We start from the raw sequence: 23,565 nt of genomic DNA on the forward strand, positions 1-23,565 counted from the left end.
GATTTTCGAGCATAACTTCGACGAGTCAGCGCACGCCACTATTTTATACAACCGGGTCTTTTTCCTTCCGCTAATAACCCATTGATGCGCTCAATAAGTGCCGGGAGTTCGGTCATCGTTCCGATCATAAAATCGGCTCCATTCTGCACAATCCAGCCCGAGTGCCCGGCTATTTTTATTTAATCACTTTCATCAGCACGGTAACCGCCTCGGCTCTTGTCACCGGATCGTTCGGAGCAAACTTGTTGTTGCCTTTGCCCTGGATCAAACCTGCTTCATATGCTGCTGCAGCATAATCTATGCCCCATGCCGGAATTTGATCGGCATCGGCGAACGGCAGTGCCTTCGTGCCGCCCTTCAAATCGAGTGCGCGCGCAACCATCGCTACGAATTCGATCCGGGTTACTTTTCCGTCAGGACGGAAGGTATTGTCCTTGTAACCTTTCACGATTTCGGATTTTACCGCGCCGGCGATGTAGGACTTCGCCCATGCCGGAATTTTGAAGGCATCGGCAAACGATAGAGCCGCATCCTCCTGCGGGAGCTTCAACGCGCGGCCGAGCATCACCATCAGCTCGCTGCGTTTTACCACATTATTGGGACGGAAGGTTCCATCGGCATAACCTTTGACGATTTCACGTTCTACCGCGTTCATAATGGATTCGAGCGCCCAGTGATTGGTGATATCCTTAAATTTAGGATGGTTGCCCGAATTCCCGTTATTGCCGTTGCTTCCATTGTTGGAACCGCTGTTACCATTGTTGTTGCCGTTATTATTATTGTTATTATTGCCGTTGCTGCCACTGTTGCCGTTGTTTCCATTATTGCTGTTATTGCCGCTGTTACCGCTGTTACCGTTGTTTCCGTTATTTCCGGAATTTCCATCTCCGCCCCCATTTCCAGGGCTTCCCGGATCTGCATCTGCCTTGATGACCGTTAAGATAAAAGTCTTCTGTGCTTTTAATCCATCCTTCTCCAGGGTTGCCGTCAGCGTCACTTGCGTTGAAGCCGATGGACGCTTCACCTTGCCGGTATTCGATATCACATTCGGCTCGCTTGAGGACCAGGTGATCGCGCTTCCGCGTTTTCCTTCCGTCGGCAGCGTAACGTTCTTGGTTACCGAGCTGCTGGAATCCCCGGCGGCGAATCCGATTTCAAGATCCTCCTTATCAAGCTCGACATCCGCCGGTTTAGGCAGATCGCTCAAAGTGATCGTGACCGATTGCGTACCGAGAGGCACGGTAACGATTCCCTTGGCGTTATCAACCACGCCGGCGGAGGCTTCCGAAATGTTATTCACCATGCTGGGCAACTGAATGCTGAATTGTGCATGGCTTAGGTCGGCCTTGGCTTGATCCACATCGGCCGCAAAGGTAACTACGAGCCGATTCGCTTGTCGGACAATGTCATATCCTACTCTTCCGCCTTGGAATGCGGGATAATTCCGAATAGCGGCTACCACGTTATTGTTCTTGTCGGCATTCGCCACCCATTCTTTCGGGATGCCCCTGCCTATGATGATTTCGTATTTCGTGTTCTGATCATAGATGCGCTCGGCGATCAAGGAATCGACCAAGACTTTGGAGTTGACCGACTGACCCCAGATATGCTGGGCTGAACCGCCGCCGCCCGGCGTATTTTGAATTCCCAACTTTTCATTGGTCGGTTTCCATGGACTGGATTCCCGAGGATAATCGACGCCTTCCCACCAGCTGAACGGTCCGCTCATGGATTTTTCAATCATGAACTCATAAGCTTTAATGCCCATATCTCTGTACTGCTCGCCGCGAAGCGCGGCGCTGCCGTAACCGGCATTGTATGAGCTGGAATAGAAGCCGTGAGGATAACCGCCAAAGTTAAACGGAGAATCGGTTGTCCCCTCATTGACGCGTCTTTCAATGCCATAGGAGTATGTGTCGTCCAGCATCTTCAGGTTGATATTGTCCTCCGGCTGGTTCGCCCCGTATAAATATCCATCCCACAACCATCTGCCGAACAGGAACATCGAAGCCCAGTTGGCATCGCGGGAATCCTTCATCCGGTTCTCATCATTGCTCTGCACGACGGAAGCCGGAATGTAGTTCAGGCCTTTGTCCATGATCGTAGCTTGCAGCTTGGCCGTGAATGCAGCCAGCAGATCTTCGTATTGAGCCTTGGCCCACTCGGCCTCTTCCAGATAGCTTGCATCGCCTTCCACCTTATACAGTTCGCGGGTGATATATTCATACGATGCCAGGCCTGCCAATGCAGCGTAGTTGTCGATCGTCCAATAGCCCGGGGAGTCGATGGCGTACGTCTCTTTCATGATCCGTCCGTCCCCCGTGCGGTCCTTCTCGATGCTTCTTGCCCCGTATTTGATCCTCTTCTCGAATACGGTGCCGACGGTTCCGTCGTCTGCCTTCATTGCTTCCTTGAAGATGGACGTGTCGCCGGTCTTGCTCAAATAGACAGCATATGCCCACGGGAGCTTCCAGTTGGCATCCCAATAGAGGTTGCCGTCCACTTCCCCGGTCTCGATATTGATTCCGCCGGTTAATGGAACGCTCTTCAAATAATCCTTGGCATGGGCAAAATCCCCGCTTTGAATCAATTGAACCAGGATTCCGATGGTATCGTGCGAATACAACCTGGCATACCCGTTTTCACCGATATGAAGATAGTTGGCGTCCTTAATGAGCATGGTGTAGATATAACCCGCTTTGAAAGCATTCACCAGCTCTTTATTCGGCAGATCGAGATCAACCACTGCCGACAGCCGGTCGTCCCAGTACGATTTCATGCCGTTGTAATTATCGTCAAAATTACCCTGACTCGCCACCTGCTCTCTCGTTAATGAGGTAAACGAGGTTTTTTCCTTATCGAAGTATTCATACTTATCCGCTTCGATGGCATAGTCCCGGATAATCGTCTCGCCGGGTTCAATCGTATAGGCCTGATTCGCCGCCGCATTGAGCGGAATCAGGTTTTTGGATACGATCGGCAGCAGCCTTGTCTCGCCTGAATGGTTCGTAACGGTCATTCTCGAATAATCGATGACATAATCTTTGCCTTCTACCGAATGCTTGTTGGCAAAGGATTCGATTTTGTAATCCATGTTATCCTTGGAATACTCATGGATGAATGCCGGCAGATAACCTTCGGCATTATACCATTTGATGCCGTCCGCATTCGCGACGCCAAAGGTCACCATCTGCTTGGGAGCTACCGGGCCATGCTGTTCCGGACGCGAGCCGCCGATTTGATACGAGCCGTCAAGGAAAGCTAGCGATGCGTTCTTGTCGCCTTCGAAGCCAAAAGCCGCCGTCATTTTGGGATTGGACTCGTACTGATATTTGCCCTCCGGCTGCAAGGCGTCCAATGCGTTCATCACTTTGGAATAAGCTTTTACAAGATCTTGTTCAGGCGCGCCGTTCCCTAGGGTCTTCGCTTCCTGAATGGCCTTATGCAAGGCAGCCGTCGACTCGGTTGTATAACCCGTTACATTCACTTGGCTAAGAGTATCGATAATTTTGCGACCTCATGTAACCCTGCGTCCTGCCGGAGGCCCTCAAATGCCTTACGCAGCTTTTCATAAGCCATATTAATATCTTCTTGTTTGGCATCCACATCATTCAACCGCTCATTGGCCGCTTTCAAAGCGCTCTCCAATGAAGACCAACTCGATACGGTAAACAGCTTTCTGTTGTACTGCTCAACCTCGTTCACCAATGTTCGCAGAAGGTTTCGGTCCACATTGCTTTTCCGGATAATTCTGAGCAATCCCGTACCAAGGTCTGCTTCCGGTACGAAATTGCCTGAAACCGATTTTCCGTAAAATTCGCTCTTGGATTCCACGTTTTTATTCATGACATACCAGCGGTATTCTCCGGAGCCCAGATCCTTCTGGGATAATGCGACCGCGTAACGCTTGCCCTTTTCGAGGCCGTAAGACAAGGGAACGGTTATGATTTCGCTGCTTACGACCTGATCCTTAACCACTGACGTTTCCGCCAATGGCGATCCTGTCGGCAATCCTTCGCCGTCTGTGGCATACAGCTTCACAAGGAGGTCGCTCACCGGCTCCCGTTCCCTGATCACCCTTACCTGAACATATTCCATTTCGAAGCTTTCTTTGGGGGTAAAGGTTTGGTATCTGTCCTGCTGATCCCCTTTGGAGCCAAACGTATAAGCACTCGATACATTTCCCATAAAGTCTATTAAAATATTCGTGTCTTTCTTCTCAAGCGCTGTTTGTGCAGCTGCCAATTCATCGAGAGCGCCGTCAACTTCTTGCTGTGCTGCATCCGGCTGTTTGAGAACATTGCCCGCCTTATCTCTTGCAGCGACAAAGGTTTGCCAGGATGCATCCGTGTACAATCCCTGGGTCATATCCTTTACTCTGTTGTAATCGTTTTGCAATTCAAGTTTATCGGCAATGCTTTTACTGCTCACGGCCAAACCGGAAAATGACATGTTTCCATATTGGCTCAGAGCTTTGGTCTGCCGGCCCTCTACTTTCAGCTTCACGCCTGCGGGCACTTTGAATTGATATTTGTATACCTCGGAAGTCCCGCCTGCATCGATGGTCCGGACAGCCTTAAGATCATCGTCGAAATAGATTTTGATCTCCACCTCGGCCTGCCACATGCCTACGCCGAACTGGATGGTGGATTCCTGCGGCTGCGCAGCTACAACGGCATCCCAACCGACATTGTCATAAGAACCTGCATCCCGGCTCTCCTTCGGAAAAAACACCACGAATCCGGTGTCGTTTACCGAAGTTTCATGTCCCCCCATACCGTCCGTCCAGGAATAAGAGATATAATTCGTGTCCCCGCCCTTATTCAGCTTTCCCTCGGTTCCCGTTGTGTCACTGCCGTATACGCTGAAGGTAACCGAGCTGGATCCTGCCTTGGTGATTTGAGTGAAACTCCCCCCGTCTCCTTTAAGATGAAGCCAGTCCACATCACCCGCTTGCGTCAAATTCAGCGGAAATTCGCCGAATACCTGCCCCTCCCCTACCTCAAGCTCGGAAGCTGCCTGAATGGAAGACACCGGACCGATGGTTGTGATGAGCAGGCACATGAGCAAAATTTGGGATACCACTTTGTTGAATGACATTTTCACCCTACCTTTACCTCCCCAAATCGTTAATGAGAACAACGCCGCCTATCGACGTATCCCTAAGAATAAAGACCGTTTGCAAACGGCGTTTCCATTGAGATCAGAATGCGAGAACCAAGCATTTTGACGCTTTTTCTGCTGTTTTAAAAAAGGGCTGGACCTTGGTTATGGCAAAGTCCAACCGTTAATCATTAGTTTTCTCCGTACTTGCTTTGGAGGTCATTCAGCAATTGTTCGACCGTCAATCCGTCTTTCTTGAAGATGATTTCCTCTACGCCTTTAAGCAAATCCGCATGGAACGCCTTGGTTTGTTCCGGATATGCAAACGGCATGCCGACTTTTTCCATGTTGTCGAATACCGGTTTCAATTCAGGGTTCTTCTCCAGGTATTTGGGAAGCAGGGAGGATACCGCAGGCGAATAGCCGACCGCCTCAATCGCGTTTAATTGCGCTTCGTCACGCAGAGCATACTTGATTACCTGCATGGCTTCTTCTTTGTGCTTGCTGCCTGCCAGAATGGACAAGCCGTGGGAATAAGCGCTTTGTGCTTCTACCGTGCCTTTTGGCATAGGCAGTGCGATCATTTCCATGTTTGGGTTGGCTTCTTTCAGATGGCCTACATACCAAGGACCGGCTGTAGACATCGCGCCTTTTTCCTGGCTGAATACTTCTCCGTCCCAAGGAGCCCCTACTTCGATCGGAGCAATGGCAACCTGATTTTTCAGGAACAGATCGACAAAGAACTGCACGCCTGCAATATTTTCTTTGGAGTTGATCGTTTTTCCGAAGCCCCAGTCCCCGCCGAAAGCGTGAACATACTGCGTGATGTGGAACGGATCGATGCTGCCGATAATGCCTTTGACGCCGTCCTTGGACATGGCTTTAGCCAGCTCAACGACCTCTTCCATCGTTTCCGGGTGCTTCGTAATGCCGGATTTTTCGAACATCGCTTTGTTGATCGCCAGCATGGAAGTGGAAGAATCGTAAGGAATGCCGTAAAGCTTGTTGTCATCCGTCCAGCCTTTGTACAGCGATGCGGTAATGCGGTCCTTCTCAAAACCTGTTGTACCGATCAGATCGTCCAGTGGAGCAAGCACGCCTTTTTTGATATATTCGTAGTTTCCTTCATCGGACATCGCGATGATGTCGGGACCCACGCCTGCCGCAATCGCCGATGGAACCGCTTTCCAGAACTCGTCGCTTGTCGGATACATTTGCATTTTGACTTTGATGTTCGGATATTCCTTCTCAAGGCCGTCAACCATGAATTCGAAGTTTTTCTGCTCGGACGCATTGGCCCAATACGCCATCGTGACTTCGACCGTTTCCTGTTTTGCCGGTGTTCCGACACTGTCGGAAGCGCTCTTGCCCGAATCTCCGGAATCGGATTTGGATCCGCACCCTGCTGCGGTAAGCACCAGCAATAGGGAGCACAATAACATGACTGCCTTCTTTCTCATTTGTCTCTACCCCTTTTAATCGAAGAGAATTCACCGTATTTGGTGTTACCTTCATCTTAGCTAGGCGCCATGCGGGAGCAAACAGAGGATCTTTACATATCTTTGTGATTTTTTACTTTCCCATGACCGTCTTTCGGTATTCGTTCGGCGGAAGGCCGTACATCTTCTTAAAACTGATATAGTAGTTGTCAATGCTGTTAAAGCCAACCTTCTCCGCAATCTCGTACGTTTTCAGTTTTCCTTCTTTCAGCAGCTCCAGCGACTTTTTAACGCGGTAACGGTTGATGTACGGAATGAGCATGGAGCCGGTTTGCTCTTTGAAAATACGGCTCAGATAGCTGTTGTTCAGACCCACATAACCGGCTAGCTCTTGGAGCGTCAAATCTTGATGATAATTCTGGTGAATATAATCAATGACCCGCTTGATCTTGTAGTTCGTGGAAGTGGCGTCTTCGGTATAACTCTCCTGCAGGCTCTCCAGCTCGCGGACCAGTAGCAGGTGAAGATGCTCCAACCGTTCGGCGGCCATGATTTCCTTCATCCCGGTGTTGTCTTCCTCCCCGCTGTCTTCCTTCATATGAGACTGAATCAGGCAATGCAGATTGACGCACGTTTCGAGCGTGGCATGGCGCCCGACCGACCTTTTCTCCTTGATCGCGGCAAACATCTCATGGACGATGGAGATGGCTTCGGCGATGTTTTTTTTCGTCCATTTCCTTGCGGAAACGCTGTTCAACCAGGGCCAGCCATGCCTTGTCATTTGCTTCTTTCCTGCTGTCCGGTTGATAGACGACTACGTTCCCGCGATCCTCGTAAAACAGCTTTTCAACCGATTCCTGGGCTTCATGATAGGCTCTCGGAATGTCCAGCAGACGGGCATGCAGCCCACTGATCAGGAAACTGACCTGTATGTTCAAAAACTGTTTCAGCGTCTTTTCGATTTTTCGGACGAGCCCCCAGCGCTCTTCCAGAATCTCGTTCATGCTTCTGATGCTCGAGTACGTTTTTATAAAAACGAGCTCTTTCGGGCTCATCTGAAACAGCTCCAGCTCGCTGTATCGCTGCAGCACCTCATGCAAAATGTTCATGATCGAGAATCCGAGCAAATGCTCCATCCCGTTGTTGTAGCGTTCCTTGACCTTCTCGTACTGATCGATAAACATAACGATACAGCAAACATTCGGCTGCCTGATCTTCAAATCGAACAGCTTGGTCTTCTGCTCGATTTCCCACTCGTGACGGATGACGCCGATGACCAAATCACGCAGAAAAAGCGTTTTCAAATCATTCCGGTTTTTCTCCAAACTTTGCTGCAGCGGAACAAGCTGATTGCCCCCGGGCACATGGCTTAACTGCTCACGGACGCGCTCCAGCGCTTCGAATACGGCAGATTGGGTCAAATTCGGCTTATGGATATAATCGCACGCCCCAAGTCTAAGCGCTTCCCGTGCATACTCAAACTCATTATGGCTGCTGAGTATAATCACTTTGCAGGGATGATTGTCATGCCGGAGCTGCCGGAGAACCTCAAGCCCATCCATCAATGGCATCCGGATATCCAAAAAAACGACATCCGGGCGAAGCTCGTCCATTTTCTCCAACGCTTCTTTTCCGTTTGCGGCTTCGCCTACCAGATAATAGCCATGCGACTTCCAGTCCACGAATGTCTTAAAATTCATGCGGATAAAGGACTCGTCGTCCACAATCATGATTTTCATGCCTATCTCTCTCTCCTCTCTCCGGCGTGGTCCGGTTGATGCTCCATGGCCGGAATCAAGATGCGTACGGTTGTCCCTTCTCCTTCCCGGCTGTCTATGGCTACCCCATACTTTTCTCCAAAATGAAGCTTTAATCTTCGGGAGACATTGCCCACGCCAATGGAATTTATCGTTTGCGCGTCCGACATTTCCTGCTGCAAAAGCTCGCCCAGCCGTTCCTCGGGCATTCCCATCCCGTTATCCGAAATCGTAAATTGAACATCGCCGCCTTCTCTCGCCGCGCGAATAATCAATTTGTACTGGCGGGTATCTCCGGCAAAGCCGTGAAATACCGCATTCTCCACGAATGGCTGCACCATGAATTTTAGCGTCCGGCATCCGAGAACGCCGGGATCCACATCGATCTCAAAATCAAACACGTTAAAATAGCGAAGCTGTAAGAGTTCGAGATAACTGCGTATAAAAGCTGTTTCTTCCTCAACAGACACGAATTCGCGTGTGTTGCGCGTGGAAAAAGACAAAACCTTGATCATATCGTCGATGGCTTCCGTAATGTTGTCCGCCATTTGGGCCTGTGACATCCACTTGATCACGGAGAGCGTGTTATAAATAAAATGGGGGTTGATCTGATTCTGCAGGGCATTCAGCTCCGCACTCCGTTTCTTCTTCTCTTCCAGCTTGATCTGTTCTATCAATTCCTTGATTTCGGCAGTCATCCGGTTAAAGGTGCGCGACAAATGCCCCACTTCATCCATGCTGTCCTGCTCGGCCACAACATCGAAATGTCCCTTTTCCACCTTGCGCATCAGCCGATTGAGTCTCCGAATCGGATTGGATATGCTACCGGATACAAGAAAGGCCGTAACGAAACCGAGCATGATCAGCAGCAGGAGCAGCATGACGGAAAAATTTCGAATTTGGTTAATTTCCTCCAGCAGCTTGTCGCGGTGAACAATACTGTAAAACTGCCAGCCGGACACGCCGGATTCATGGTGAACGACATAGTAGTTGTTGCCGTCCAGCTTCATATTGGCCGCGACTTCGCCGTACCGCTGCCCGATCATATCCGGGTTCGAACTGAACACCACCATCCCTTTCTCGTCCACGATAAACCGGTTGACATCCTGTTTGTCGTCCAGCCCGCTGAACAGCTTCTCCAGCTTCTCCACCCGAAAATTGACAAGCAGCACCCCCAGCTTCCGATAAGTGCCTGCATCCACCAATATGCGGCCCACGGACAGCATGGAGCGGGGCTTGGCATACATCTGCTTCTCTTCGTGCAAGCCGGTCAAAATCGGCCTTTCCGCATTATTCACAATGTCCCGGTACCATGGTTCGTTCACCGGGCTATATTTATAGTTGAAGGTCGTATCGTAACCCCTGCGATAGATCAACGAACTGTTTACAGGGTAAATCAGAATGGAATCGATATCCGGATTAAACGTCATCAAATTTTTGAAAACGCTGTCACTTATGTAGCGATAGTCTATGCTCTTTTCAAACGTCTCATAGGTTACGGCAGAATAATCCTTCGCCAAAATTTGAATCAGCCGTTCATCATAAAACGGCTGCTCCGACGACTTGATCATATTGCTTATAAACGAGTCCGCAGTGGAGACCATCTGCTGATTCGTCTCGTGAAACGATTTCACGATACGGGACTCGAAAACGGACATGGCATAGATGTAAAAATAAATACTAATCACCACGAGAGGAACAATCATGAGCAGCGTATAAGTCAAAAACAGCTTTTGCCGTATATTTCGATCCCTAAACCGTCTCCACTTCCGCATGAGAGACCTCCCTGTAGATTAATGTCGTATTATGACGGATTAATCTTATGCCATATCTTAATATGGCTTCAATAACAAAAACTTCATCGATGCGATCCTATGATGACTGACCGTGCTTAAACAAAACGATGTAAGCTGAAACCGGTGCTTCGAAATAGGCTCAGCTTACATAGCTTTTTGAGGATTTATCTATTCAGTTACAGGGTCAACGGGCAGCCACATGCTGCCGTATCACGGCCAAGGAAAGTTTCGACGTATCCGGAACGACGTAGTCCGCGTTCGACAAAATCTCCGCGTCCCCAACGCCTACCGCAAACATTCCCGCACTTTTGATGGCTTGAACGCCGGCCTCGGCATCCTCCACGCCGACGCAATAACGGGGATCTGCTCCCAGCTCTTCCGCCGCTCTCAGGAAAATATCCGGGGCAGGTTTTCCCCGAGCCACGCTCGCGGGGTCCACGACCGCGTCAAAATAAGACTCCACCTTCAGCTGCCGCAGCAAGGTTTCGGCATTCCGGCTGGCCGAAGCCAGTCCGATCGGAACTCCCGCCTGCTTGAGCTCATGGAACAATTCCAGGATGCCGGGCAGAATCTCGGATTCGTCCACGGCTTGAATCAGCTGTTGGTAGTTCCCGTTTTTCCGGGCGGTGAGCTCCTGCTTATGTTCCAGGGTAAAGCTTGTGCCCCCGTCCGGCAGCTGACCGAGTATTTTCTCCAGGGATGCCATGCGATCGATCCCTTTCAATTGCTCGTTAAACTCGCGGTCAAAGGGAATGCCCAACTCCTCTGCAAGCTGCTTCCATGCCTCATAATGATATTTCGCCGTATCGGTAATGACCCCGTCCAAGTCAAAAATCACGGCTTGAAGTGCCTGTTCTTCCTTACTCACGCTGATCGACCTCCTTCAATTCTGTGACGATTCGATCCTTCAGCAAGTATTCCCGTCCATGGATAAGTATAGCAAGCTCGTCCGTTCTTGAGGACAGGCGCTCTACTTCCAGCTTCCCAGGGGTAACGGTCACCTGCAGGCGCTCTCCCTTCCACGCCAGCGGGAAGGACAAGCGTTCCCAGGCCTTCGGCAGCTTCGGATTCAGGCGAAGCGTGCCTTCCCATGAACGGACCCCGCCAAAGCCCATGACGGCTGCTTTCCAGATGCCGCCGATCGAAGCGGAGTGGATGCCTTCATCGCAGCTGTGCATGTTCCGGCCAAGATCGATGCGGGCCGCCTTGGCAAACATCTCGTAAGCCAATTCTAGCTCGTTCACGTCGCTGGCCAGCATGCTGTGCGTGGACAAGCTGAGCGAAGAGTCGTGCAGCGTTTTCGGCTCGTAATAGTGCCAGTTTGCCGCTTTCGTCTCTTGGGAGAACCAATCCTCGAGCAAATAGAACAAGACCAGAATATCCGCCTGTTTCGAAACCTGGATGTCGCTGAGTTGGGTCATGCTGTAGTCGGCCAAAATGGAGGCCACCTGCTCCTGCTTGCGGTATTTATCCAAATCGATGACTTGCTTGGTCAAATACGTATCGTCCTGCGGGATGATGAGCGAGTCTTGATCCGGCTGCGGCAAATAGATGAGCTTGGATTTTTCCTCCCATTCCCTCATTCGCTCGGCCAGACCCAACTGACCGTCCAAAGGCAAGTAAACACCGTTTCGCTCTTCCATTAGCTTGCGGGCGCAATCGATCGCTTTTTTTCATGTTCCAGTAAGCCATGTAGTTGGTGAATGCATTGTTGGAGACGTGCTCCTTGTATTCGTCCGGTCCGATCACGTCGGTAATATGATATTTTCCGTCCTTGCCGCTCCACTCCAACCGGCTTGCCCAGAAGGTGGCCGTCTCGAAAATGATTTCGTAACCGTACCGGTCCATGTATTCCTGATCGCCGGTAGCCTGGTAATAATGCCATACGCCGTAGGCCACGTCGGCCGTGATATGCTGCTCGATTTTGCCCGTCCAAATATAGGTCGGCGTCCCGGCAACCACATCCACGGGTCCCCATTCGGGAGTCTCCTCCTCGCCGGTCGCTGCGGATTCCCAAGGGTACATCGCCCCGCGGCAGCCGTTCTCCAGCGCTTTTTTTTCTGGCGCCGTTCAAGGTGTGGTAGCGGTACTTCACCAGATTGCGCGCAGTCTTCGGATCCGTATACAGGAAGTACGGCAGTATGAAAATTTCCGTGTCCCAGAACACGTGTCCCTTGTATCCCTCTCCCGTCAAACCTTTGGCTCCCACGGAGAAGCGGCTGTCATGGGCAGGCGTCATCAGAATCAAATGGTACTGCGCAAAACGGATCGCCAGCTGGTCAAAAGCATCGCGGCTCTTGATCTCGATGTTCGCGTTGTCCCATGCCTTTTTCCAGGCTTGCTCGTTCTCGGCGTAAAGCTCGTCAAAGCCTCTGCCCGCAGCCTCAACGAGATCTTCGCGGGCCGATTCCATCAAAGCCTGATGATCGGCTGTCCGGTCCAGACGCTCGGTATCGATGCTTGTATGCACCGACGCAATTTTGTCCAGCGCAATGCATTTTCCGGCTTCCGCTTTCAGCTTATAGGTGAGCGTGACCCTTCGGCGGTCCATGCTTGGAGCCGGCGCAGCCGGAAGGCGTTTGCCTCCCTCATAGAGCTGATGGGCACAGGCGTGCACAAATTCGATATTCGATTCCGAAGTCGTGGCTGTAAGCTGGAGCAGTTCCTTGTCGAACACCCGCCGTTCCCCTTCGATAAAATGTTGTGCGCCTGAGTTGGTCATCTGCCCGTTGATGCCGGAACGGATGGAAATGTCAGCGGCATTGGACAGCGGGGTGATTTCCACCCGCATGCCCATCAGATGGCGGTCGTGAAGCGATACAAACCGGCGAAAAACCAACTTGAACCGGTCGCCGGACTCATCCTCCCAGAGGATGTCGCGCCGGACCTCGCCTTGACGCAAATCCAGCTCACGGCGGTAGCTGTGAATCTTCCCTTTTTCCAAATGGAACGGTTTGCCGTTCAGGTGAATATCCAGCTGTACCATATCCGCCGCATTCGGCAGCTCCGTGACTTCCCGGCCCGCAAAACGGTTGAACGTTCCCGCCACAAACAAATTGCGGCGCTCCCCGGGATAGGGCTCCTCCGTGGCGGCTCTCAGCCCGAGATAGCCGTTCCCTTGGCTGAAAATCGTCTCGAACTTCGCCAAATGCCTGGCGTCAAACGCCGTTTCCGCAATCACCCATCCGTCGCGCAGTGCGTCGTTCCCTTTATATTCAATCACCGTGAATCCCCCTGTCCGAATATGCGTTCATATCCTTGATTCGTTGATTCGATAGACCGTTAACCCTTAAGCCCCGTTGTGGCAATGCCCTGCACCATGTGCCGCTGGAACAGCAGGAAGACGATGATGATCGGCACCGTCAAGAGGACAACGCCCGTCATCGTAAGGTTCGGCCATTCAAAATAACGGTTCTTGAGCGTGTTCAGGCCTACCGTCATCACGTACCAGCGGCTGTCGTTCACCAATGTCACCGGCCATACGAAGGAGTTCCACGTACCCGTAAAGCTGAAAATGACCTGAGTGCCGAGCGCCCCTTTGGAAAGCGGAAGCATGATCCGGTAGAAAATGCCGATTTTGTTCAGGCCGTCCACCTCGGCCGCCTCTTCAAGCTCCTTCGGTACGGTCAAGAAGAACTGGCGCATCAGGAAGACGAGGAAGCCCTGAAACAGGAACGGAATAATGAGACCCTGATAGCTGTTTAGCCACTTCAGGTCCACGATCATGGAGAAAATCGGAATGATCATGACTTGATACGGCACCATCATCATCCCGATGACCAGGAAGAAAACCACGCCTCTTCCGCGGTAGTTCAGTCGGGCCAGGGAATAAGCAGCCATCGTATTGACAATCAGGTTGCCGATCAATATGCCGAACGTTACGATGATCGAGTTTTTATACCACACGAGGATATCCGAATTGTCGAAGATATCGCGGTAGTTTTCTAACGTCCATTTGCTCGGCAGCACCAGATGGCCGATGTCCGATTTGGACAGGACTGACGTATAGATCGCGTAGCCAAAAGGCACGATGAAGAAAACGGAAAACGCGAACAGCAGCACATAACGTAAAATTTGGGCTCTCCGGCTGTGCTTCATCTAAATCTCCTCCCGAATAAAGCGTTTTTGCAGCATGGACAGCGCGATAATAAGGGCGAAAATGATAAATGCCGCCGCACTGCCGTAACCGGAACGGTTAAAGCTGAAGGCCTGGCTGTAGAAATACGTTACAATCGTGCTGGTTGCGCCGGCCGGGCTTCCGAGCGAGCCGTTTCTCGCCAAGGCATAAGGCTGGTCAAACAGCTGCATGACGTTGATGATCCCCGACATGACGACCAGGAAGGTCACCGGTTTCAGCATCGGCACGGTAAGCTTCCAGAACTGCTGCCAGCCGTTCGCTCCGTCCACGACGCCGGCTTCGTAAATATCGTTAGGAATCGTTTGCAGCCCTCCAAGGTATACCACCATGTAGAAGCCCACATAGGTCCAGATGGTCAAAATCATCAAAAACGGCAGCGCGTATTTGACGTTGGCGTACCAGGATACGTCAGGGAATCCAAACCACGTCAGCACTTGGGTTGCGATCCCGTCATTCTGCATGAACAAATACATAAATACGGTGGTAACCGCAATCGTTGAAGTAATGTACGGCATGTAATACAGCGTGCGGAACAGGCCTTTAAGGCGCATGATCTTGTTCAGGTTGACCGCAATGACCAAGGCGATTATCGCCTGCAACGGAACCGCCACGACCGTCAGCAGCAGGGAATGGCTCAAAGCCGTCCAAAAATCCTTATCCCGGATAATTTCCGCATAGTTGCTGAAGCCGATGAATTTGGCCGCGTCCGGATTCAGGAAGCTGATATCCTGGAAGCTGTAGATAAAAGATTGCACCAGCGGATAGTAAAACCAGATTCCCATCAAAATCAGGATGGGGGCGACAAACAAGTAGCCAACAAACGTCGATGAATTTCCCAGTACGGTCAGTCTTGCGCCGAGGCCGCGTTTAGGTTGTAACAGGGAGCGCTTTGTCTCTAAATTTGGCGTCATGTTGATACTCCTTCCACTTACGAACCCCTTGTTCGTATATTTATAGTAACTCCATCATAGAAAGAGGCCGTATTTACTGGAATAGAGGATATTTACAAGACTCCGAGGATTTTTACATTGTCTGGGGGAGCTCCGGCCATGTTCCGGATCGGGATCGGGAACACGGTTTCCTGCGGCACCTCGGCCGAGACATATCGCCATTCGCCCAAGTCCAGTCGTGCCGCCGAGAGCGCCCAGTATACGACACCCTTCGGAAGGCATCCTGCTGCGAGCGCGTTACATACACATCTGAGAGCTTAAATTTTCGTTATGACACGACAAGGTATATAATAGTTAGTGCATTACATTAACACACCTTTCCTTAAAGGAGGCGGCAAGCTTGACGAATCAACGCTCTAACCCGACGCAAACCTCGGGCAACACGCTTCATCATATACCTTTCTCCATCCTGGATCTTGCCCCGATCACAGCCGGCAGTACGGCAGCCGAATCGCTCCGGAACTCGCTGGACCTGGCTCAACATGCCGAAGCTTGGGGGTATCACCGCTATTGGCTGGCAGAGCATCACAACATGCCGGGCATCGCCAGCTCGGCGACGTCCGTGGTCATCGGCCATATCGCGAACGGCACCAAAACGATGCGCATCGGCTCCGGCGGCATTATGCTGCCGAACCATTCGCCGCTGGTTATCGCCGAACAATTCGGCACGCTGGAATCGCTGTTCCCCGGTCGGATCGATCTCGGGCTCGGCCGCGCTCCCGGCTCGGATCAGCTGACCTCCCGCGCCCTGCGCAGAGGTCCCGGCAGCGACGGCCAGGACTTCCCGGAACGTCTCGCCGAGCTGCGGGACTACTTCCACCCGACGTCCGGATCGTCCATGAGGGTCCGGGCGGTGCCCGGCGAAGGGCTGGATATCCCGATCTGGCTGCTCGGTTCCAGCGGCTTCAGCGCCCAGCTGTCGGCACAGCTCGGTCTGCCGTTCGCCTTCGCCAGCCATTTCGCCCCGGACTACCTGCTGCAGGCGCTGGACCTGTACCGAAGCAACTTCAGGCCGTCGGGGGAGTTGGAGAAGCCGTACGCCATGATCGGCATCAATGTCATCTGCGCCGACACGGACGAAGAGGCGCAGCGGCTCGCCACCTCGGCCCAGCAGCAATTCCTGAACATTATCCGCGGCCGTACCGGCCAGCTTCAGCCGCCGATCGACAGCATGGAGCCGCTCTGGTCGCCCCAGGAAAAAGCAATCGTCGCCCGTACGCTAAGCTACTCCGCCATCGGCAACCCGGACACCGTCCGGGCCCGGATCGAAGGCTTCCTCGAAGCTACGGCGGCGGACGAGATCATCGTGCTTCCGCCATCCATGACCATCGGGCGCGCCTGCGCTCCTATGAGCTGCTGGCCGACATCGTCAAGCCGTAAAACCCGGCGAATCCAACAAGGCACACCCCTCGCATACAGCGAAACAGGGTGTGCCTTGTTTAGGTTATGGGAAAACGAAAACCTGTGCGAGCCAGGATGACAGCATCAAATCGCTGTCCACGGTTATCGGTCAAAATCCCCTATAAAACATGAAAAAACCGCCCTTTTAAAGGGCGGTGCCGAACTCGCGCTTCAGACTCTGCTTTCTTCCGGCAGAGCGACCATCTCCCGCAGCTTATCCAGCGTCATCCGCTGAACAAAGCGGGAGTACTTCTCTTTTTTCCTGCCGTTCTCCTGATAGATGGCAATCAATTTCCGGAGGATCGGAACGAGCTGCTCCTCCGTCACGTTTTGCAGAAACAGCCGGGCAAGGATGGCCTTGATGCCCTTGGATTCCCCTCCGATGTAAATATCGAATGAATCCCTCATCTTGACGACGGCAATATCCTTCATCAGCGGCTCGCTGGTTCCCAGGGCGCATCCGGCATATCCGATCTTGAGCGGACTGGGCACCTCATGGTCCGCCACCGCTGCGTCAATCCGTCGAGCGGTTTCGAGTCCGGCATCCTCGGCCCCTCTACAAAAATTGCAGGTAATCAGGCTTTTGGATACGAAACCGGAAGGATGCACCTCCAGTCCGGCCCGTCGCAGAAGCTCGGTTGCCTCGGGAATCCGTTCCTCGTCCATCGCCACATACAATTGCTTGAAGGTGGTCATTTCGATCTCCGCATCAGGCCCGGCGACGGAGCCCAGCACGGCGAGTTGTTCCGGCCGGAACAGCGTGCCGCCGACTTCAAAGCCGGGCGTCACCGCGATCTTCTTTATCCCCATGCTTTCCCACTCCCATTTACGTTCTTGCCGTTATACCTTCATGCGCTGCAGACGAAGCGCGTTCAGAACAACCGATACCGAACTGAGTGCCATGCTGCGCCGGCTACCCACGGAGCAAGAAGGCCGATGGCCGCTACCGGTATGCCCAGCGAGTTATATCCAAGCGCCCAGAACAGGTTCTGGCGGATGTTCGCCATCGTTTTACGGCTCATGTAGATGGCATCCGGAATGCTGTTCAAGTCGCCTTTCATCAGCGTCACGTCGGCTGCTTCCATGGCTACGTCCGTACCGGTGCCGATCGCCATCCCGATGTCAGCCATAGCGAGTGCGGGCGCATCGTTGATGCCGTCTCCGACCATCGCCACTTTCTTGCCCTGCTGCTGCAGCTTTTTCACTTCCTCCGCCTTGCCTTCCGGCAAAACCTCAGCCCGGACATGATCGATGCCGGCCTGTTTGGCAATGGCCTGTGCGGTCCGCTCATTGTCCCCGGTTATCATGATCACTTCGATGCCCATGCCTTTCAGCCGGGCTACCGCTTCCCTTGAGGTTTCCTTGATCGTATCGGCAACCGCCACCAAACCTGCATATTGTCCGTCAACGGCGGCCAGCATCGCCGTTTTGCCTTCGGTCTCCAGCTGGGACATCCGGGTATCCGCCTCACCGATCGATATGCTGTACTGACTCATAAGCTTCCGAGTTCCAACCAGTACGCTATGGCCTTCCACGACAGCCCGAATGCCGTAGCCGGGAATGGCTTCAAAGTCGTGGGCGTCCGGAAGGACAACGCCTTTTCCGGTAATGCCCGCAACGATCGCTTCCGCAAGCGGATGCTCGGAGTTTTTCTCCGCCGCGCCTACCAGGCGCTCAAACAACGGCTCATCGATTCCTTGAACCTCGACATCCGTAAGCTCCGGCTTTCCTTTGGTCACCGTTCCCGTTTTGTCGAGGATAATCGTATCGATTTTATGCGTCGATTCCAGATGCTCGCCGCCTTTAAAGAGGACGCCCAGCTCCGCCGCGCGGCCGGAACCCGCCATAATGGAGGTCGGCGTCGCAAGGCCAAGCGCACAAGGGCAGGCGATGACGAGGATGGCAATCGCGATCTCAAGCGACTGGGCAAAATCGCCCGGCGTCACCCAGAAGTACCAAACGAGGAAGGCCAGAACAGCGATGCCCACCACAATCGGGACAAAGATCCCCGAGATGACGTCGGCCACCCGCTGGATCGGCGCTTTGGAGCCCTGAGCTTCCTCCACGACTTTAATGATTTGGGCGAGCGCGGTCTCCCTGCCGACTTTGGTCGCTTTGATTTTCAATCGGCCGTTTTTATTGACCGTTGCGCCAATGACGATATCGCCCGCTTTTTTCTCAATCGGAATGCTCTCCCCGGTCAGCATCGATTCATCTACGGCCGAAGTACCTTCCAGCACTTCGCCGTCCACCGGAATTTTTTTCGCCCGGCTTGACGATGACCACATCGCCTTTGAGAACCTGTTCCACCGGGATGGACAATTCTTGTCCGTCCCTCACCACGACAGCCGTTTTGGCCTGCAGACCCATCAGCGTCTTGATCGCTTCCGAGGTCCGGCCTTTGGCCAGGGATTCAAACAGCTTGCCGAGCAGCACGAGCGTAATCAGGATCGCACTGGTTTCATAGTACATCGATGGTCCGTGATGCGCGTTCGCTCCTGCCATGGCCCAATCGATCGTCAGATACAAGCTGTAAAAATATGCGGCCGAGGTCCCCAGGGACACCAATACGTCCATGTTGGCACTCTTATTTCGGAGAGCTTTGTAAGCCCCCACATAGAACTGCTTGCCGATATAAAACTGTACCGGTGTGGCCAGGATGAGCTGGAACCATGGGTTCATGAACAGCTCCGGCATCCAAATCCAGGAGGTAAAGGAGAAGTGGCTGACCATGGACCAAAGCAGCGGAAGCGACAGCAGCGCCGAGATGACCAGCTTCGCCTTTTGCTTTCGGATCGCCTGCTCCCGATGTTCCGCCGGATCTTTTTGCTCCTCCTTCGATATGGCCTGATACCCTAGCTTCTCGATCCGCTGCTGGATATCCGGTATGCCAACTTCGCCCGGATTGTACTCCACGCGTAGCGTCTCCATGGCAAAGTTGACCGTCGAGCTCGTCACGCCCGGCATTTTGCCTACGGCTTTTTCGATTTTGGCGGCGCAGGCCGCGCAGGTCATGCCTGTCAGCGCAAGATCGGCCGTTTCCTTGGCGGTTCCGTAACCGAGCTTCTCGATTTTATCTTCCATCTGCGGTACGGTGATGATCTTCGGGTCATACGTTACCGACGCTCTCTCCAGCGCAAAATTGACGGTCGCTTCCTGCACGCCCTCCAGCTTGTTCAGGCCTTTCTCGATCCGGTTGGCGCAGGCCGCACAGGTCATGCCCGTGAGCTGCAGGGTTGTTTTGCTCAAATCTTTATGGAGTGGTTCCGATACGGCTCCCATGGCTTACACACCTCGTTTTCATCATTTTTGGGGAAAAGCGCTTAGATTACGTTGTAGCCCTGCTCTTCAATCGTTTCTTTTTATGCTTTCAAGGGTCAGCTTGTTTTCATCGTACTCTACCGCGACGGTCCCTTCGCTCAGGCTTACTTTAGCCGTAGCCCCGATTTCCTTTACCGCCTTTTCGATGGAATTGACGCAGTGTCCGCAGGACATGCCCTCTACCTTCAATGTTACTTGTTTCATCTTTCATCGCTCCTTATCTCATCATTTAAATTTCTCCGCCGGCGGAGATTCGTTATCGAATGGGTTATTATGGATTACCTTGACGAGTGCTTCGACCTTTTAACGATTTTTAGTTTACCCCCCTACCCTATATTTTGTCAACGAATAAATTTATGATTTTCCAAAAGATAATACTGCCACTCCGTAAATCCGGGTGGCAGATCATTAAGATTTTAAAAAACCGTTACCTCAGCTGAAAACTTACACATTCCTTGAATCTAACTTAAACGTTATTTCATTAATTTATTCATGGTGACCAGAAGCTCGGAAATAACTTCCTCATCGCCTTCCTGAATCCGTTCAATGACGCAGCTCTTCATATGATGCTCCAGCAACAGTTTACTTACCCCGTTCAAAGCCGCCTGAATGGATGAAATCTGGTTCAGCACGTCATCGCAATACGTATCTTTTTCGATGAGACCTTTGACGCCGCGAATTTGACCTTCGATCCGGTTCAGCCGGCTGATCAGGTTGTTTTTTGGTTTTATCGGAGTGGTGGCTCTTGCGTTCCCCCGGAACCGCACAAGACTCGTGCAGGCTGTTTTCCATCGTCATTTCATGTTCCCCTCCCGTTACTATTCTTCACATTTTACAACAGCGGCTTCCCATTCGTACAGAGATCATCCGTCTAAGCGCTCGGCCAGCGGCAGGCTGTGCAGAATAAACATTCTATAGATTAACCCAAAAGCAGTCTTTCAATCTCCGGCCGGTTGAACACAAATCCGAAATAGGCCTGGCCGTTGATATAAATCGTCGGCACCAGGTTTTTACCCGAACGATCGCGGAGCTGGTCCGCATACTTCGGTTCATCTGCGATGTTATAGTCTGTATAGGGAATGTCATGCTCTTTCAAAAACTTTTTGAAATTTCTGCAGTCCTCACAGGTCGGCGTCGTATATACTTCCACCTTGGGTTTGTTCATGAGGGTAGCCTCCTTTTAGGAATAATGAAAAACCCGTTACAAACTCATTATATCATATAGCCCCCTACCCTATCTACTGTTATGCTAAAAGCATACGTTACCTCTTGGTTTCTTTCCTTGTGGGGAAAGAATTGGTTTCTCTTTTAAGACCGAAGGAGCAAACCATTATATGTTTTACTGCCTAATCTTAAAATACCGTTCAGCGTTCCGGTAACATATATCCTGAATGATGCCGCCGATGTAGTCGTAGTCGGCCGGCAAATCTCCCTCCTTGATCCATTCTCCGAACAGGCGGCACAGGATTCGTCGGAAATATTCATGCCGCGGAAACGACATGAAACTGCGGGAGTCGGTCAGCATGCCGACAAATGTGCTGATCAGGCCTATCGTGGACAAGGATTTCAGCTGCTGCAGCATGCCTTCTTTCTGGTCATGGAACCACCAGGCCGAGCCGAGCTGGAGCTTGCCTTCCATCTCGGAGGATTGAAAGTTGCCGATGGTCGTTGCAATCAGGTCATACTGGGCGGGATACAGGCTGTAAACAATCGTCCTCGGCAGTTCGTTCGTACGGTCCAGCTCGCTCAAGAATGCGTTCAGCGCGGAAGCCAGGTGGAAATCCAGAATGGAATCATACCCTGAATCTTTGCCCAGCTTGGCAAACATTCTTGCATTATTGTTGCGGATGGCCCCGATATGCAGCTGCATCGCCCAGTCTTTGGCCCGGTACAGCCGTCCCAAGGCAAGGAGCGTAAAGGTTCGGTATTTCCGTTCTTCCTCCACCGTAACGGTTTCTCCGTCCAAAGCTTTGAGGTAAATATCCGACGCTTCCTTTTCCGTAGCGGCTTCATACGGAAACGCGCCAAAGCCGTGATCGGACAACCGGCATCCCGAATCGTGAAAATAATCGATACGTTTCTTCAAAGCCTCCATCAGGTCCTGGTAGCTCTCAACGGGAGCGCCTGCGGCTTTCCCCAGATCCCGCACATAGCCGGCAAATCCGGCGTTCGTCAGATCGAGTACGCGGTCCGGGCGGAAGGCGGGCGCCACGACCGTACCGATGTCTTTATTGCGCCGGATATCCGCATGGTCCTGGAGGTCGTCGGCAGGATCATCGGTCGTGCAAGCCACCTTCACCTTAAACTTCTCCAAGATGCCCGCCGCGCGCATTGAGCCTTCCTGCAGCTGTTCGTTGCAGCGGTTCCATACGTCCTCCGCGTTATCCTCGGTCAACCGTTCATGAATCCCGAAGTAACGTGCCAGTTCCAGATGGGTCCAGTGATACAGCGGGTTTCCGGCCATGCGGGGCACCTGTTTGGCCCACGCCATGAATTTTTCCTTATCCGGGGCATCCCCCGTGATCCACTTCTCGTCCACGCCCAACCAGCGAAGCGCTCTCCATTTGTAATGGTCGCCCTCTAGCCAAATCTCGGCCAGGTTCTTGAATTGACGGTTATCCGCAATATCCCGGGGACTCAGATGGTTATGGTAATCGAAAATGGGCATTTCGGCGGCATAATCAACATAAAGCTTGCGGGCGCTTTTGGAATTGAGCAGCAGGGACTCCGTATCAAAACGATTCATGGTAAACCCTCCGTATCCTTATGGAATGGCAATAATTACTACCATACTACCATACAAGTGTGGTAGTATGGAATGACAGGAGGAGATTCCATGGAAGATATTTCTCAGCAAATGCACCCCGGATCAGCCGGAAACGCCGTGTACTCCAGGCTAAAGCAGCAGATCGTCCGGCTTGAGCTTCCACCCGGAACGACACTGTCCGAGAAAGAGATGTCGCTTGCTTTTAACGTCAGCCGGACGCCGGTAAGGGAGAGCTTTGTACGCCTGGCCCAGGAGGGTCTGCTGATCGTGCTGCCGCAGCGGGGAACCCGCGTGTCCCTTATCGATCCCGAGCTGGTCGAGGAGGCCCGCTTTATGCGGGAGCAGCTGGAAAAAGCCGTCATCCGGCTCGCCTGTCAACAGTTCCCCGACGACAAGCTGGCCGAACTGGAGGATAATCTGGCGCGGCAGAAAGAGAGCATTGAGCGGCATGACGGCAAAGAAATGTTCGAGCTGGACGAAGCGTTTCACCGCATTTTATTCGAGGGCTGCCGCAAACAGGGTACCTGGAACATCATCCAGCAGATGAACGCCCACCTGAACCGGAGCCGGGTGTTGTGGCTGTCGGCGGACCCGCATTGGAGCCACCTTTACGAGCAGCATCGGGAAATGGCCGATGCCGTTCGCCGGCACGATGAGGATTATGCGGAACGCGTCATGAAGGAGCATCTGAGCCTGATCATATCCAATCTGTCCGTGCTACAAAAGAGACACCCTGATTATTTCAAGTAATCTTTTTAGAGGCCGTTCCATGCAGTCAAGGCAATCCTGAGTTCGGGGCTTCCATCCAATTGGGGTAATCCTAATTCAGGCAGTTTCGCTCCAGGGCGGTTCCCCCTCCTTCCCCCTGGATCATCCAACCTTCCCAGTGCTGA

The 23,565-nt window shown here is 52.4% G+C and carries 14 protein-coding genes and 6 pseudogenes; 2 read left to right on the forward strand and 18 right to left on the reverse strand.

Annotated elements, in window-relative coordinates:
- Positions 1-175: 175 nt before the first annotated feature.
- The 12 genes and pseudogenes from XI25_RS31260 to XI25_RS10085 all read right to left on the reverse strand — a co-directional run bounded on the left by XI25_RS31260 (position 176) and on the right by XI25_RS10085 (position 15,144).
- Entirely contained in the window at positions 176-3,487 is a 3,312-nt protein-coding gene (locus XI25_RS31260) for an S-layer homology domain-containing protein (protein ID WP_052759552.1), read from the reverse strand.
- Positions 3,484-5,100 (reverse strand): FIVAR domain-containing protein, encoded by a 1,617-nt coding sequence (locus tag XI25_RS10045; RefSeq protein WP_235439812.1) that lies wholly within the window; start codon positions 5,098-5,100, stop codon positions 3,484-3,486. The genes XI25_RS31260 and XI25_RS10045 overlap by 4 nt, the downstream gene beginning before the upstream one ends.
- Positions 5,101-5,294: 194 nt before the next feature.
- Positions 5,295-6,563 carry an ABC transporter substrate-binding protein gene (locus XI25_RS10050; RefSeq protein WP_046678476.1) on the reverse strand — a complete coding sequence of 423 codons (1,269 nt, stop codon included), beginning with the start codon at positions 6,561-6,563 and terminating at the stop codon, positions 5,295-5,297.
- 112 nt (positions 6,564-6,675) lie between these two features.
- A complete protein-coding gene (locus tag XI25_RS31265; protein ID WP_052759553.1) occupies positions 6,676-7,299 on the reverse strand; it encodes a helix-turn-helix domain-containing protein in 624 nt (207 codons plus the stop codon).
- On the reverse strand, positions 7,232-8,281 hold the full coding sequence (locus tag XI25_RS10060) for a response regulator (RefSeq protein ID WP_046678477.1): 1,050 nt from the start codon (positions 8,279-8,281) through the stop codon (positions 7,232-7,234). The genes XI25_RS31265 and XI25_RS10060 overlap by 68 nt, the downstream gene beginning before the upstream one ends.
- Before the next feature lie 2 nt (positions 8,282-8,283).
- Entirely contained in the window at positions 8,284-10,074 is a 1,791-nt protein-coding gene (locus tag XI25_RS10065) for a sensor histidine kinase (protein WP_046678478.1), read from the reverse strand.
- 205 nt (positions 10,075-10,279) lie between these two features.
- Complete coding sequence (gene pgmB, locus XI25_RS10070) at positions 10,280-10,963, reverse strand: beta-phosphoglucomutase (protein WP_200901408.1); 684 nt, start codon at positions 10,961-10,963, stop codon at positions 10,280-10,282.
- Entirely contained in the window at positions 10,956-11,708 is a 753-nt protein-coding gene (locus XI25_RS36185; RefSeq protein WP_327204757.1) for a glycosyl hydrolase family 65 protein, read from the reverse strand. Before XI25_RS36185 ends, pgmB begins: the two co-directional genes overlap by 8 nt.
- A 112-nt stretch (positions 11,709-11,820) precedes the next feature.
- Positions 11,821-12,120, reverse strand: a pseudogene (locus tag XI25_RS36190) (glycoside hydrolase family 65 protein); the annotation flags it as partial.
- 82 nt (positions 12,121-12,202) lie between these two features.
- Positions 12,203-13,318: pseudogene (locus XI25_RS36195) on the reverse strand (glycoside hydrolase family 65 protein); the annotation flags it as partial.
- A gap of 59 nt (positions 13,319-13,377) precedes the next feature.
- The gene (locus tag XI25_RS10080; RefSeq protein WP_046678480.1) at positions 13,378-14,193 is read right to left on the reverse strand and encodes a carbohydrate ABC transporter permease; all 816 of its coding nucleotides are present in this window, start codon (positions 14,191-14,193) and stop codon (positions 13,378-13,380) included.
- Complete coding sequence (locus XI25_RS10085) at positions 14,194-15,144, reverse strand: carbohydrate ABC transporter permease (protein WP_052759554.1); 951 nt, start codon at positions 15,142-15,144, stop codon at positions 14,194-14,196.
- A 433-nt stretch (positions 15,145-15,577) separates the two neighbouring features.
- On the opposite strand from XI25_RS10085, the pseudogene XI25_RS10090 reads away from it, so the two are divergent.
- Positions 15,578-16,563, forward strand: a pseudogene (locus XI25_RS10090) (LLM class flavin-dependent oxidoreductase).
- Between the two features lie 192 nt (positions 16,564-16,755).
- Here the strand turns inward: XI25_RS10090 and XI25_RS10095 are convergent.
- The 6 genes and pseudogenes from XI25_RS10095 to uxaC form a co-directional block, all read right to left on the reverse strand.
- Complete coding sequence (locus tag XI25_RS10095; protein WP_046678481.1) at positions 16,756-17,394, reverse strand: nitrite reductase; 639 nt, start codon at positions 17,392-17,394, stop codon at positions 16,756-16,758.
- 30 nt (positions 17,395-17,424) lie between these two features.
- Positions 17,425-19,866, reverse strand: a pseudogene (locus tag XI25_RS10100) (heavy metal translocating P-type ATPase).
- Between the two features lie 41 nt (positions 19,867-19,907).
- A pseudogene (locus XI25_RS10105) lies at positions 19,908-20,109 on the reverse strand (copper ion binding protein).
- Between the two features lie 269 nt (positions 20,110-20,378).
- A pseudogene (locus XI25_RS10110) lies at positions 20,379-20,703 on the reverse strand (metal-sensitive transcriptional regulator).
- A gap of 121 nt (positions 20,704-20,824) precedes the next feature.
- Complete coding sequence (locus XI25_RS10115; RefSeq protein WP_046678482.1) at positions 20,825-21,070, reverse strand: glutaredoxin family protein; 246 nt, start codon at positions 21,068-21,070, stop codon at positions 20,825-20,827.
- A gap of 174 nt (positions 21,071-21,244) precedes the next feature.
- Positions 21,245-22,651 (reverse strand): glucuronate isomerase, encoded by a 1,407-nt coding sequence (uxaC, locus tag XI25_RS10120; protein ID WP_046678483.1) that lies wholly within the window; start codon positions 22,649-22,651, stop codon positions 21,245-21,247.
- A gap of 90 nt (positions 22,652-22,741) precedes the next feature.
- Here uxaC and XI25_RS10125 point away from each other — a divergent pair, with 90 nt between their 5' ends.
- Complete coding sequence (locus tag XI25_RS10125; protein ID WP_046678484.1) at positions 22,742-23,422, forward strand: GntR family transcriptional regulator; 681 nt, start codon at positions 22,742-22,744, stop codon at positions 23,420-23,422.
- Positions 23,423-23,565 lie beyond the last annotated feature (143 nt).

Source organism: Paenibacillus sp. DMB20 (genome assembly GCF_000987955.1).
Classification (GTDB): domain Bacteria; phylum Bacillota; class Bacilli; order Paenibacillales; family Paenibacillaceae; genus Paenibacillus_AQ.